Source organism: Nonomuraea sp. NPDC003560 (genome assembly GCF_042878785.1).
Classification (GTDB): domain Bacteria; phylum Actinomycetota; class Actinomycetes; order Streptosporangiales; family Streptosporangiaceae; genus Nonomuraea.
In genome coordinates this window covers 336,254-349,533 of record NZ_JBIAOF010000013.1, presented here as the reverse complement: position 1 = coordinate 349,533, position 13,280 = coordinate 336,254, and the positions used below count along the sequence as shown (strand labels likewise).

The following is a 13,280-nucleotide window of genomic DNA, read 5'->3' as shown; positions in this document are numbered from 1 at the left end:
CAGGATACCGACAAACTACAACGAAGTGGTGAAAAGGAGCGCAACTTGGCAGGCAACCTGACCCGGGACGAGGCTCGCGAGCGCGCCCGGCTGTTGAAGGTCGAGTCGTACGAGGTCGCACTCGACCTGACGGAGGGGGACGAGCGCTTCGAGAGCGTCACGACGGTGCGCTTCACCAGCACCAGCCCGGGCGCCTCCACCTTCATCGACCTGCACGGCGCCAACGTGCGCAAGGTCACCCTCAACGGCGCCGACCTCGACGTCTCCTCCTACGACGCCGAAAAGGGCCGCTTCCCGCTCCCCTCGCTGGCGGAGTCCAACGAGCTGCTGGTCGACGCCGACTGCAGCTACATGCGCACGGGCGAGGGTCTCCACCGCTTCGTGGACCCGGTCGACCAGAAGGTCTACCTGCACAGCCAGTTCGAGACGGCCGACGCCCACCGCATGTACGCCTGCTTCGACCAGCCCGACCTCAAGGCCGTCTTCCAGCTCACCGTGCTGGCCCCCGCCGACTGGGAGGTCGTCTCCAACGGCGCCGCGGCCAAGGTCGAGGACCTCGAAGGGCAGTCCGGGCGCCACGGCGGCGTCCAGGCGGCCAGGCGCTGGGAGTTCGAGCCGACGCCGGTGATCTCGACGTACATCACCGCGCTGGTGGCCGGGCCGTACTACAAGGTCACCTCCGAGCACGACGGCATCCCCCTCGGGCTCTACTGCCGCGCCTCGCTCGGCGAGCACCTCGACGCCGACAACCTCTTCGAGGTCACCAGGCAGGGCTTCGACTTCTTCCACAGGGTGTTCGGCGTCCGCTACCCCTTCACCAAGTACGACCAGCTCTTCGTGCCCGAGTTCAACGCCGGGGCGATGGAGAACGCCGGTTGCGTGACGTTCCTGGAGGACTACGTCTTCCGCTCCCGCGTGACCGACGCGGTCGTCGAGCGGCGCGCCGAGACGATCCTGCACGAGATGGCCCACATGTGGTTCGGCGACCTGGTCACCATGCGCTGGTGGGACGACCTGTGGCTGAACGAGTCCTTCGCCACGTACGTGTCCGTGCTGGCCCAGGCCGAGGCCACCCGCTGGGGCAACGGCGCGTGGACCACGTTCGCCAACGTGGAGAAGTCCTGGGCCTACCGCCAGGACCAGCTTCCCTCCACCCACCCGATCGCCGCCGACATCCCCGACATGCAGGCGGTCGAGGTCAACTTCGACGGCATCACGTACGCCAAGGGCGCCTCGGTGCTCAAGCAGCTCGTCGCCTACGTCGGCCTGGACAACTTCCTGGCCGGCGTGCGCGACTACTTCGCCGAGCACGCCTGGGGCAACACCGAGCTGAAGGACCTGCTCGCCGCCCTTGAGCGCACCTCGGGCCGCGACCTGTCGTCGTGGTCGAAGGAGTGGCTGGAGACCGCGTGGGTCAACACGCTGCGGCCCTCCTTCGAGGTGTCCGACGGCCGCTTCACCTCCTTCGAGGTGCTCCAGGAGGCCCCGGCCGACTACCCGACGCTGCGCTCGCACCGCATCGCCATCGGCCTGTACTCGCTGGCCGACGGCGTGCTCACCCGCACCAAGCGGGTCGAGCTCGACGTGGTGGGCGCCCGTACCAGCGTGGCCGAGCTGGTCGGCGCCGAGCAGCCCGACCTGGTGCTGCTCAACGACGACGACCTGACCTACGCCAAGATCAGGCTGGACGAGCGTTCCCTGCGCACGCTCGTCGAGGGCGGCATCGCGGCCTTCACCGAGTCGCTGCCGCGCGCCCTGTGCTGGTCGGCGGCCTGGGACATGACCCGCGACGGTGAGATGTCCACCCGCGACTACGTCAGGCTGGTCATCTCCGGCGCGGGCACGGTCTCCGACATCACGGTCCTGCAGGCGGTGCTGCGCCAGGCGCGCCAGGCCGTCCAGCAGTACGCCGCCCCGGCCTGGCGGGCCGAGGGCGAGGCGCTGCTGGCCGCCGAGCTGCGCTCGCTGCTCGGCTCGGCCGCGCCCGGCTCCGACCACCAGCTCGCCTTCCTCCAGGCGTTCGCCCCGGTGGCGGTCGCCGGCGCCGACCTCGACCTGCTGCAGGCCATCCTCGACGGCACCGGCGTGCCCGAGGGCCTGACCGTCGACGCCGACCTGCGCTGGACGCTGGTGGCCGCGCTGGTCTCCGGCGGCCGGCTGGGCGAGCCCGACATCGCCGCCGAGCTGGAGCGCGACCCTACGGCGACGGGTGAGCGGTCGGCCGCGCTGTGCCGGGCCGCGATCCCGACGGCCGAGGCCAAGGCGGCGGCCTGGGACCGGATCGTGGGCGGCGAGCTGGCCAACCACATCGCCCGCAACACCATCGCCGGCTTCCAGGACGCCCACCACGCCGAGCTGCTGGAGCCGTACCGGGAGAAGTACTTCGCCGAGGTCGGGCGCGTCTACCGCGAGTGGACGTTCGAGAAGGCCTCGACGTTCGCCATGAACTGCTTCCCCGCGCTGCTCATCGAGCCCGCCACGGTCAAGGCGGCCCAGGACTTCCTGGCCGCAGAGCAGCCGCCGCAGGCCCTGCGCAGGCTGATCCTGGAGGGCGCCGACGGCGTCAGCCGCGCCCTGCGCAACCGCGAGACCGACGCCGCGTCGGCCTGATCCGTCCGGGTCCCCGCCACACCCGGCGGGGACCTGGCTTCGCGCTGCGGCGAATACGGCCTGAGCACGGAGACCGGGTGTTAGCCTCAAGTACGTGCTAGGCGCCGGTACCACGCTCAACGACCGCTACATGCTGGCCGACCGCCTCGGCGGTGGCGGCATGGGCGAGGTCTGGCGTGCCGACGACCTCGTGCTGGGCCGGGCCGTCGCGGTCAAGGTGATGATGCCCGCCCTGTCGGAGAACCCCACCTTCACCCAGCGCTTCCAGAACGAGGCCAGAGCCATGGCCACGCTCAGGCACCGCGGCGTGGTCGGCGTCTACGACTACGGCGTCCACGAGGCCGACGGGCGCCGGGTCAGCTACCTGGTGATGGAATACGTCCGGGGCGAGTCGCTCGACCGGGTGCTGCGGCGCGGCCCGCTCGGCGCGCAGGAGGCCATGCGCCTGGTCGCCGAGGTGGGCGACGCGCTGGCCGCGGCCCACGCCCAGGGCATCGTCCACCGCGACGTCAAGCCGGCCAACCTCATGGTCCGGCCCGACGGGCAGGTCGCGCTGACCGACTTCGGGGTCGCCCACTCCGCCTCGGCCGGCCATCTCACGGCCACGGGCACCATGCTCGGCTCGGCCGCCTACTGCGCACCGGAGATGGCCGCGGGCAACGAGGTCACCCCGGCGGTCGACGTCTACGCGCTGGGCGTGGTGGCCTACGAGTGCCTGACGGGGCGGCTGCCGTACCAGGGGGACACCCCTGTGCAGATCATCTTCAAGCATCTCAACGCGCCCGTGCCCGAGCCGCCGGCCGACCTGCCGCCGGCCGTGCGCCAGGTGGTGACGCGGGCGCTGCAGAAGGACCCGGCGCAGCGCTGGTCGTCGGCGTCCGACATGGCGCGGGCGGCCCGCGCGTCGGTCAGTGGCGCGGCCCTGCCCGGCCCGCCGCTCACCGCCGCTCCGGCGACCCCGCCCACGACGGGCTCCCACACGGGCCTCCCCACCGGCTCCTACACAGGTCTTCCCACGGACCCCCACTCGGGCCTTCCCACGGGGTCCCATCCGGGTCTTCAGCCGACGGGCGTCATGCCCGTGGCCGACCCCGGCTCGCCGCTCACCATGCCGTCGGCCCCCGCCGGCGGCAGCTCCCGCCGTCGTCGCACGCTGACGGCCCTGGCCACGATGGCGGCCGCCGTCGTGGTGTCGGCCGCGGTGGCGGGGTCGGTGTGGCTGCGTCCGGCCGAGCCCGCCAGCACGGGCCAGGTGCTCCCGCCTGCCGACGAGACCACGCAGGTCCACAGCCCGAGCAGCCCCGAGCACACCACCAAGGAGCCCGCGCCGCCGACCAAGGCCGTGCCGAGCGCCAAGCCGAGCGGCACCACCAGCGCGACCCCCGGCCCGACCGTGGCCCCCACCACGCCGAGCGCCACGCCCACCGTCTCGCCGAAGCCCACGCCGACCGTGACCACCTCGGAGCCCGAGCCGACACAGGAGCCCACCCAGCCCCCTGAGGAGCCCACGGACGAACCCACGGTCACCAGCCCGCCCGAAGACGTGCAATGCGTACGCGCCCCATGCCCGTAACCACCTCGGGCCGTCCGGTGCGTGGGCGCGCCGTACCCGTAACCGCTCCGGAACGTCCGACGTGTGCGCATCCCACGTCCGTGACCACTCCAGGACGCCCGGCGCCCACGCGTTCCGAGCCCGTGGCTGCTTCAGGGCGCTCAGGGCGTACGCGCCCCGAGCCGGTGACCGCTTCGGGACGTCTGGTGCGTGCGTGCCCCATGTCCGTGACTGCTGCAAGATCGTGAGAAAGTCTTCGCGTGGATTCGACTCGTGAGCTGCTGATCGCCCTCGCCCGCCGGTACGCCTTCGCCGATCTGGGTGCGCTCGCCCCCACGGCCGAGATCTCCGACGTGTGCGAGTTCGGGCAGCGGCTGCTCTCGCTCGACGCCGAGGACTTCGCCGCCGAGGCCAGGTCCGTACCGGCCGACCTGCGCCGGCTCGCCCGCGCCTGCCACATGCCGCAGACGCCGCGGGAGCAGCCGCGCGGAGCCCTGGAGTCGCTCAAGCCCGCCTACGGCCTGCTGCTCGAGGTGATCGCCGTCCGCTGGCACCGGCGGGAGCTGAGCCCCATGATCGCGGCCGTGCACATCGCCAGCGAGTACCTGCCGCTGCTGGCGTTCGAGCCGCAGCTCGGCCACGCCGGCGATCCGGCCCGCTGGCCCGCCGGGCTGAGCGCGCCCGGGAGCAGGTTCGGCGTGATCGGCGACCGTGAGTGCGACCACACCAAGTCCGAGCAGTCGGCCACGAACCGCACGCTGCGGGTGTCGGTCGAACCCGGGGAGGGCTGGCGGGCCTACTTCGACCGGCAGCACAGCCAGTTGGCGGGCGCGCTCGCGGTCTGCGTCGCGACCTGCCGCAACCCCTGCACCGCCATGGACTGGATCGACCCCGAGCCCCGCGCCGACCTGCAGGTACGCGCCCGTACCGCGCTGACCTTCGCCGAGACGCCGCTCGTCCGGCTGCGGCACGCGGCGCCCGTCGGGCACGGGTTCGGGGTGCCGTCGCCGGAGGAGGTGCTCGACGCCTGGGAGCGCAGCCGGACGGCGCTGGACAAGAACGCGGTGGGCGCCGCGGCCGCCAAGGACGACGGTTTCCCGCTGCCGGGGCTGCCCGCCCTGTTCTCGGCCGTGGCCGGAGCGCCGATCGAACCGTCCAGCCTGCTCGCCGGCGTCAGCGACCACGTCGTCACCCTGCTGCAACGCGCCTGACCACACCCCCCGAACACACCTGAGCCGACGACGCTGGTGTGCTCGGCACGGAAGGGGGGCGCGTGAGAGCGTGGCCGACCCGAAAGGGGCCTCGCGACAGCGTGGCTGGGCCGAAGGGGCCGTGCGGCAGCGTGACTGGCCCGCAGGGTGCGGTGTCTTCGGACCGAGGGGTGCCCGTGCGAGGCGTGATCGAGCCGAAGGGTGCGGTGCTCCTTGGAGCCATGGGTGCCGTGCCTGCACATGGAGGGCACCTGCGCGGCCGCGCCCGCCAGGTTGGCACGCCCGGGTCGGCGGAGGGTCAGTGGTGGAGGGTGGCTTGGTCGGCGAGGGCGGTGATGCCGTACAGGAGGCCGCCGATCAGGTCGCCCGCGCTGAAGGCGGTGGCCATCGACAGGGCGGTGAGCCGGCAGGCGCCGTCGCTCAGCCGCCGCCTCGCGTTCGCGCCGGTGACGATCTCCAGGGCGTGTCCCGCCGGATCGACGAACACGACCACGGCGTCGGCCGACTCGGCGCCCAGGGCGGCGTGCAGGCGCTCGGCGAAGTGCCGTCGCGCGCCGACCGGCTCGCCCAGGAACACGCCGAAGCGTAACCCGCTGCGCCGCTCGGCCCTCTGGACGGCCCTCCTGAGATCGTCGACCTGAGCCGTCGTCAGCGCCCGCCTGGGCGCACGGGGCCACGTCCGCATCGGTGTCTGCGCCGAAGCCTGTGTCAGCGCCTGCTCAGAGGGCTGCTCAGAGGGCTGGTTCGAGGGGGGCATCGTTGTGTCACCAGCCTGCCGAGGCGCCGCCGAGGTGTTCGTCCGGCTCGACGGCCATGGCCGCGGCCGTCCAGTCGGGTTCGGGCGTCCGCGCCCAGGGGGCGGCGCCGTCGGCCAGCACCCGGGTCGACGTGCTCACGCCGTGCTCGCTCCCGGACGGCCCGCCCAGCCACACCGGCCCCGGCTCCGCCACCCGGGACGAGCCCCGCCCCGGCACCATGACCAGCAGGCTGATCAGTACGAACAGCCCCAAGGACACCCCGATGAGAAAGAGCAGACTTTCCGCAGCGCTGTTCACACGACGAACGTAATCCTCCGGCGGGTGCCCGGCCAGACCCGTACGGGACCCTCCTACCAGACGGACGGCCGCCGCTCGCCCCAGAACCCGCCCACAGCCGCCTCAACCTGGGCCGACAGCGAGATCAGGGTGCCCTCACCGCCGATCCGCCCGGCCAGCATGACGCCGATCGGCAGGCCCTCGGCGCTCCAGTGCAGCGGCAGGTTGACCGCGGGCTGGCCGCTGACGTTGTAGATCGCCGGGAAGGCGGCGAAGCGCTTCATGCGTTCGAAGGTCTCCTCGACGTCGTCCACGTCCTCGAACCAGCCGACCGGCCTGGGCGGCTGGGTGAGGGTCGGGGTGAGCACCGCGTCGTAGGCGTTCGTGATCGTGAGCGCGCCCCGGGTGGCGAGCTGGAGGGCGGCCTGGGCCTGGAGGAACGCGGGGGCGGTGGTGGCCAGGCCGCGCTCGCGCAGCCACCGGGTGAGCGGCCTGAGCAGGTGCCCCTGATCGTCGGCGACCGGGTGCATGCAGGCGAAGGTGTACCAGAGGGTGACGAACTGCGGCACGAGGTCCGCGCCGAACGGCCTGGGGATCTCCACGACCTCGTGACCGAGGCCGGCGAGGATCGCGGCGGCGCCCTCGTACGCGGCCAGCACCTCGGGATCGACCTCGGCCCCCGGCACGACGGGGTCGGCGTAGCGGGCGATGCGCAGCCGTCCGGGGTCGCGGCCGGCGCAGGCGAGGTACGTGCCCTCGTGCCGGGGCGCGAGGTAGAGGTCGCCGGGCTCGTTGTGCGCCATGACGTCGAGCAGGGCCGCGGCGTCGGCGACGGTACGGGCGATCGGGCCGTTCGTGGACATGCCGGCCAGGTCGGGGATGATCGGGGCGAAGCTGATCCGGCCGCGGGTGGGCTTGATGCCGTACAGGCCGCATGCGGAGGCCGGGATGCGGATCGAGCCCGCGCCGTCGCTGCCCTGGGCGGCCGGCGCCAGCCCGGCGGCCACGGCGGCGGCCGCTCCCCCGCTGGACCCGCCTGCCGACGTGCCGAGGTCCCAGGGCGAGCGGGCGGGCGGCGAGACGTCGGTCTCGGTGTAGCAGGGCAGCCCGAACTCGGGGGTGGCGGTCTTGCCGAGCATGACCGTGCCGGCCTCGCGCAGCCGCGTCACGACCGTGTCGTCCACCGGCGCGACGAACCCCCGGTAGACCGCCGAGCCGAAGGTGATCGGCACGTCCTTGACCAGATTGAGGTCCTTGACCGGGATCGGCACCCCGGCCAGCGGCCCGTCAGGCAGGTCTTTCTCCAGGCGGCGCGCCTGGTCGAGCGCCTGTTCGGCGGTCACGGTGACGTACGCGCCGACCGAGGGATCGATCCGCTCGATCCGGTCGAGATAGTGCTGGGCGAGCTCGACCGGTGAGACGTCACGGTCGCGGACGGCCCGGGCCTGCTCGAGCGCGGAAAGCTCGTGTATTTCTCGCACGATCGGCACACTAGGCATCTCTAGAGAAGAACGTAAGACATACCCCGAAAACATGAGTGGAACACGATGAGCTGGGCCATAAAACTATGGACAGGTCAACACTAGGAATCATTCCGATCTCCGAGCTACGGTGAGTTACGTGGACTCCGACAACCAGCGAGAAGACGGTCACACCGCGTCACCCATCTGGGTGAGCGACCGGCCAGAGGGCGAGCGCACCGCCGCCGCGACACCATCGGCGCCCACCACCACCTACGCGCCCGTGGAACGCGCGTCCGTGCGTGACCTGCTCCAGGAGCCGCGGTTCCGCCGCATGCGCAATCGCGCGCTCGTGGCGATCGGCGTGGCGATCGTGGTGGGTTTCCTGCTGCGCGACTGGCGTCTGGGCGTCACCGCCGGGGTGGTCGCGGCCATTTTCGAAGCGGTCTACCGCGCGCGGTCCCACTCCACGGTGCCGGCGTGGCGGCGCGCGTCCGTGGCCGAGCGGCGTACCGAGGGGCAGCTCCGCAGGCTGGAGCGCAGCGGCTACCGCACCCTGCACGCCAGGGCGATCCCCGGCAGCGAGGCCCAGATCGACCACCTCGTGGTGGGGCCGACCGGCGTCTACGCCGTGGACTCCGAGAAGTGGGACAAACGGCTTCCCGTCCGCGTCCAGTCGGGCAAGAAGCTCTTCCACGGCCCCTTCGACATGAAGCCGAGGCTGACCGAGGCCAAATGGGAGGCGTCCCAGGCCAGCGAGCTGATCAGCAAGGCGTTCGGCCGCGAGGTCGTCGTCGTGCCGTCCCTGGCCATCTACGGACCGCCCGTGCCGTGGAAGATCATGACCATCCGCGGCGTGGACGTCTACCAGGGCGACCGGGCGCGCAAGTGGATCACCAAGCGCGAGCGGGCGCTGACCCCGGCCGAGATCGACCGGCTCTACGACATCGCCGCCCAGGTCCTGCCCGCCCGGTACGGCGAGGGCTAGGACAGGCCGGCCGACCCCGCGGAGTCACCCTCCGCGGGGTTTTTTCACGCCCGCCGACGTGCTCGCCGACAGCCGGGCGCCGAAGTCGTCCAGCTCGGCGGCCAGCACGCCGCTGGGCGGCAGGGCGTCCGGCAGGCGGGACAGCAGGGCCGTGCCCACCCCGGCGATGCGGACGATGTGGTCGATCAGCGCCTCCCTGTCCTCGGGCCAGGGGAAGGACGGCTGGGCGATGAGCAGCGAGACGCAGCCGTGCACGGCCGACCAGAGGCCGAGCGCCAGCTCCTCGGGATCGCCTTCGAGCACGCGGGCCGCCACGCAGGCGGCGACGGCGTCCACCATGTGGCGGAAGCACGCGGCGGCGGCCGGCGGCACGCCCTGCACGGCCGAGGGACGCATCATCAGCACCCGGTACTGCACGGGATGGTCGAGGGCGAAGCGGGCGTAGGCCCGTCCGCAGCGGCCGAGCGCGAGGAACGGGTCGCCCGTCAGGTTCTCGCTGAACATCCGGCCGAACTCGTCCCACACGCGCAGGCAGACGGCCTCCAGCAGCGCCTCCCTGTCGGCGAAGTGCAGGTAGACCGAGGGCGTGGACACCCCGGCGCGCTGGGCGACGGCGCGCAGGGTGAGGGCGTCCTCGCTGCCGGACTCGGTCAGCAGGTCCTCGGCCGCGCGCAGGATCTCCTCCCGCAGCAGGCCGCCTTCTCCGCGCCGGGCGCGCACACGTCTCGCAGCGGTCATGGATCTCAGATTGACGCCGTCAGGTTGACGGTGTCAATCTGACCTTCTGCTGAACGGATATCTGAAGGGATATCGCGAAAAATGGGGACTTTCGGGGAGGCGACCGCGCTGGTCGCCCGCGGCGCGGACGAGTTCGGCGCCACGCTGGACGCCCAGTGGAGTGTGGGCACCAAGCTGCACGGCGGCTACCTGCTGGCGGTGCTGGCCCGCGCCGCCTGCCAGAGCGGCGCCGGCGAGCGGCACCCGCACGTGACCGCCGTGAGCGGCGCCTTCGTCGAGCCGCCCGCGCCCGGCCCGGCGGACGTGCGCGTGGAGCCGCTGCGGATCGGCCGGAGCCTGGCCCAGGTACGGGTCTCGCTGGCCCAGGAGGGCAGGGTGCGCGTCGAGTCGCACGTCACGCTCGGCGTCCTGGACGACGGCGACCCCTGGTGGACCTCGCTCCCCCCGGTCGAGCTCCCGGCCGAGGAGGACTGCTTCCTCGCGCCCACCGACCCGCCCGGCGCGGACTTCGCCGTGCCGCTGATGGCCGTGGTCGAGGAGCGCGTCGATCCGGCGCATCTGGCGTTCGCGTTCGGGACGCCGACCAGGAAGGGCGAGATCGCGAGCTGGCAGCGCCTGGCCGACGGCTCCGACTGGGACCCGCTGAGCCTGCTGGTGGCGCTCGACCCGGTGCCGCCGGTCTCGTTCGACCTCGGGCTGTCCGGCTGGGTGCCGACGATTCAGCTCTCGGCCTACATCCGCCGGCTGCCCGCCCCCGGCCCGATCAGGGTCCGCCTGTCGGCCACGGACGTCGGCGGCGACCGCATGGACGAGGTGGCCCACGTCTGGGACTCCAAGGGCCGGCTGGTGGCCCAGGCGACCCAGCTCGCGGCCGTACGGTTGCCGGACTGAGCCGTCCGGGTAGTGGACACGCGTCTCAGGTGCCGGGCGGGTGGCCGTAACATGTGAAGACTCGCCTCATGATGGGAGAAGCACAATGCCGGCCCTCAGGTCACGTACGGTCACCCACGGCAGGAACATGGTCGGCGCCCGGGCCCTGCTCCGGGCGACCGGCGTAGCCGGGAGCGACTTCGGCAAACCCATCATCGCGGTGGCCAACAGCTTCACCCAGTTCGTCCCGGGCCACGTGCACCTGCGCGAGGTCGGCGACGTCGTCTCGGCCGCGATCCGCGAGGCGGGGGCGATCCCGCGCGAGTTCAACACGATCGCCGTCGACGACGGCATCGCGATGGGCCACGGCGGCATGCTCTACTCGCTGCCGTCCCGCGAGCTGATCGCCGACGCCGTGGAGTACATGGTCAACGCCCACTGCGCCGACGCGCTGATCTGCGTCTCCAACTGCGACAAGATCACGCCGGGCATGCTGCTGGCCGCGTTCCGGCTGAACATCCCCACGATCTTCGTCTCCGGCGGCCCCATGGAGGCCGGCAAGACGCCGGGCCGCAAGCTCGACCTCGTCGACCCGATGGTCGCCGCCGCCGACGAGTCGGTGACCGACGCCGAGCTGCTGGAGATGGAGGAGAACGCCTGCCCCACCTGCGGCTCCTGCTCGGGCATGTTCACCGCCAACTCCATGAACTGCCTGACCGAGGCCATGGGCCTGGCCCTGCCCGGCAACGGCACGATCCTGGCCACCCACAAGCGGCGCAAGCAGCTCTTCGAGGACGCCGGCCGCCAGCTCGTCGAGATCACCCGCCGCTACTACGAGGACGGCGACGAGTCGGTGCTGCCGCGCTCGGTCGCCAGCCGCGCGGCGTTCGAGAACGCCATGGCGCTCGACGTGGCGATGGGCGGTTCCACCAACACGATCCTGCACATCCTGGCCGCGGCCCGCGAGGCCGAGGTCGACTTCGGCCTCAAGGAGATCAACGAGATCTCGCTGCGGGTGCCGTGCCTGTGCAAGGTCGCCCCGGCCACCAGCAAGTACCACGTCGAGGACGTCCACCGCGCCGGCGGCATCCCGGCCATCCTGGGCGAGCTCGACCGGGCGGGGCTGCTGCACAGCGACGTGCCCACGGTCAACGGGGGCACGCTGGCCGACACGCTGGCCGCCTGGGACGTCAAGTCGCCGACCGTGCTGCCCGAGGCCGTCGAGCTGTGGCACGCGGCGCCGGGCAACGTGCGCACGGTGAAGGCGTACTCGCAGGACAACCGCTGGGACTCCCTCGACCTCGACCGGGCGCAGGGCTGCATCCGCGACCTGGAGCACGCCTACAGCGCCGACGGCGGCCTGGCCGTGCTCTACGGCAACATCTCGCTCGACGGCGCGGTGGTGAAGACCGCGGGGGTCGACGAGTCGATCTGGAAGTTCAGCGGGCCCGCGGTGGTGTTCGAGTCGCAGGAGCAGGCCGTCGAGGGCATCCTCGGCGGGCGGGTCAAGGAGGGCGACGTGGTGGTCATCCGCTACGAGGGCCCCAAGGGCGGCCCCGGCATGCAGGAGATGCTCTACCCGACCTCCTTCCTCAAGGGCAAGGGCCTGGGCAAGGCGTGCGCGCTGGTCACCGACGGCCGCTTCTCCGGCGGCACGTCCGGGCTGTCGATCGGGCACGCCTCGCCGGAGGCGGCCGAGGGCGGCGCGATCGCGCTGGTCGAGGACGGCGACATCATCGACATCGACATCCCTGGCCGGTCGATGGAGCTGCGGGTGCCCGAGGCCGAGCTGGCCGCGCGGCGCGAGCGGCTGCTGGCCGACCTGGGCGGCTACCGGCCGCGCGACCGCAACCGTCCGGTGAGCGTGGCGCTGCAGGCGTACGCGGCGATGACCACGTCCGCCTCGACCGGCGCCTCGCGTGATCTGACGCAGCTGTCCCGATAGTTAGGGTGCGGTGGACCCCCGGTCCACCGCACAGATTTTCGAAAATTGTCGGTGGTCGTCCCTATTCTTGGGGTATGACGACAGTCGTGAAGGACGAGACTCGCCCGCTGACGACCGCCGAGATCGCCGCCATCGCCCTCTCCCTCGCTCACCTCGGAGCGGGCCCGCAGGCCGTCGCCGCACGGCGCGGCCTGCAACACGCGCTCGAACACCTGGAGCTCGACGACGACGTCATCGCGACCACGCTCGCGACCCTGACCGAGCCGCTGCCCGTGGAGACCGCCTCCCGGGCCAGGCTCATCGCCGACGCCATCACCAGCCGCCTCATGATCCGCCTCCACTACCGCGACGCCTCGGGGGCCGTCACCTCCCGCGACGTCGAGCCGGTGACCTGCCTGGTCCACCGCGAATACTGGTACCTGGTCGGCGTGTGCCGGATGCGGCGGGCCATCAGGGCGTTCCGGTTCGACCGCATCATCGCGGTCGAGCCCACCCTGACCCCGTCGCGGCCGCACCTGGCCGACCGGTTCCTGCCCTTCCAGCGCCGCCGCCGGCGCACCACCGCGGCATGAGCCGCGAGCAGATCATCGCGGCGTAACCTGCCGCAAGCTTGACCCTCGGGCCCCCGGGCGTTGGTGCGGGGCGTGACAGGCTCGCGCACATGCGCGTCCGGGGGATCTCGCTCATCGCCGCCCTGCTGCCCGTCGTCGTGCCCGTCGCCGTGTCCGCCTGCGCGGCGGGCCCGCGTCCGGCCCCGCTCCCGATCGTGGCGCACCGCCAGGCGGTGGCCGTGGAGCGCCTGCTGCCGCCGGCCACGCGGCGGGCGCTCGACCGGGCGCTGGAACGTCAGCTGCGGGGCCGTCCAGGGCGGG

At 72.4% G+C, this 13,280-nt stretch carries 11 protein-coding genes; 7 read left to right on the top strand and 4 right to left on the bottom strand.

Annotated elements, in window-relative coordinates; genetic code table 11:
• Positions 1 to 45 precede the first annotated feature (45 nt).
• From pepN to ACFYUV_RS41155, 3 genes are all read left to right on the top strand, one after another.
• Positions 46 to 2,610, top strand: a complete 2,565-nt coding sequence (gene pepN / locus ACFYUV_RS41165; protein ID WP_387679104.1) for an aminopeptidase N — start codon at positions 46 to 48, stop codon at positions 2,608 to 2,610.
• Positions 2,611 to 2,704: 94 nt separating this feature from the next.
• Positions 2,705 to 4,183 carry a protein kinase gene (locus ACFYUV_RS41160; RefSeq protein ID WP_387679101.1) on the top strand — a complete coding sequence of 493 codons (1,479 nt, stop codon included), beginning with the start codon at positions 2,705 to 2,707 and terminating at the stop codon, positions 4,181 to 4,183.
• 239 nt (positions 4,184 to 4,422) lie between these two features.
• Positions 4,423 to 5,373, top strand: coding sequence for a hypothetical protein (locus ACFYUV_RS41155; RefSeq protein ID WP_364336224.1), 951 nt, complete (start codon positions 4,423 to 4,425; stop codon positions 5,371 to 5,373).
• A 298-nt stretch (positions 5,374 to 5,671) separates the two neighbouring features.
• On the opposite strand, the gene ACFYUV_RS41150 is transcribed toward ACFYUV_RS41155, so the two are convergent.
• From ACFYUV_RS41150 to ACFYUV_RS41140, 3 genes are all read right to left on the bottom strand, one after another.
• Entirely contained in the window at positions 5,672 to 6,058 is a 387-nt protein-coding gene (locus ACFYUV_RS41150) for a DUF5130 family protein (protein WP_387679098.1), read from the bottom strand.
• 79 nt (positions 6,059 to 6,137) lie between these two features.
• Positions 6,138 to 6,383: a hypothetical protein gene (locus ACFYUV_RS41145; protein ID WP_387679095.1), complete on the bottom strand. Its 246-nt coding sequence runs from the start codon at positions 6,381 to 6,383 to the stop codon at positions 6,138 to 6,140.
• A 98-nt stretch (positions 6,384 to 6,481) separates the two neighbouring features.
• Entirely contained in the window at positions 6,482 to 7,888 is a 1,407-nt protein-coding gene (locus ACFYUV_RS41140) for an amidase (RefSeq protein WP_387679092.1), read from the bottom strand.
• Positions 7,889 to 8,027: 139 nt separating this feature from the next.
• Between ACFYUV_RS41140 and ACFYUV_RS41135 the strand changes: the two genes are divergently transcribed.
• A complete protein-coding gene (locus ACFYUV_RS41135) occupies positions 8,028 to 8,855 on the top strand; it encodes a nuclease-related domain-containing protein (protein ID WP_387679090.1) in 828 nt (275 codons plus the stop codon).
• A 24-nt stretch (positions 8,856 to 8,879) separates the two neighbouring features.
• Here ACFYUV_RS41135 and ACFYUV_RS41130 read toward each other — a convergent pair whose 3' ends face one another.
• Positions 8,880 to 9,593: a TetR/AcrR family transcriptional regulator gene (locus ACFYUV_RS41130; RefSeq protein WP_387679087.1), complete on the bottom strand. Its 714-nt coding sequence runs from the start codon at positions 9,591 to 9,593 to the stop codon at positions 8,880 to 8,882.
• 81 nt (positions 9,594 to 9,674) lie between these two features.
• On the opposite strand from ACFYUV_RS41130, the gene ACFYUV_RS41125 reads away from it, so the two are divergent.
• The 3 genes from ACFYUV_RS41125 (at position 9,675) to ACFYUV_RS41115 (ending at position 12,980) form a co-directional block, all read left to right on the top strand.
• Positions 9,675 to 10,484: a thioesterase family protein gene (locus ACFYUV_RS41125; protein WP_387679084.1), complete on the top strand. Its 810-nt coding sequence runs from the start codon at positions 9,675 to 9,677 to the stop codon at positions 10,482 to 10,484.
• Positions 10,485 to 10,569: 85 nt separating this feature from the next.
• Positions 10,570 to 12,408, top strand: a complete 1,839-nt coding sequence (gene ilvD, locus ACFYUV_RS41120; RefSeq protein WP_387679081.1) for a dihydroxy-acid dehydratase — start codon at positions 10,570 to 10,572, stop codon at positions 12,406 to 12,408.
• A 74-nt stretch (positions 12,409 to 12,482) separates the two neighbouring features.
• Positions 12,483 to 12,980 (top strand): WYL domain-containing protein, encoded by a 498-nt coding sequence (locus tag ACFYUV_RS41115; protein ID WP_357980526.1) that lies wholly within the window; start codon positions 12,483 to 12,485, stop codon positions 12,978 to 12,980.
• Positions 12,981 to 13,280 lie beyond the last annotated feature (300 nt).

Coding starts and splice junctions, on each gene's coding strand:
- ACFYUV_RS41150 (WP_387679098.1), bottom strand. CDS start 6,058: ATGCGGACGTGGCCCCGTGCGCCCAGGCGGGCGCTGACGACGGCTCAG.
- ACFYUV_RS41130 (WP_387679087.1), bottom strand. CDS start 9,593: ATGACCGCTGCGAGACGTGTGCGCGCCCGGCGCGGAGAAGGCGGCCTG.
- ACFYUV_RS41115 (WP_357980526.1), top strand. CDS start 12,483: ATGACGACAGTCGTGAAGGACGAGACTCGCCCGCTGACGACCGCCGAG.
- ilvD (WP_387679081.1), top strand. CDS start 10,570: ATGCCGGCCCTCAGGTCACGTACGGTCACCCACGGCAGGAACATGGTC.
- ACFYUV_RS41125 (WP_387679084.1), top strand. CDS start 9,675: ATGGGGACTTTCGGGGAGGCGACCGCGCTGGTCGCCCGCGGCGCGGAC.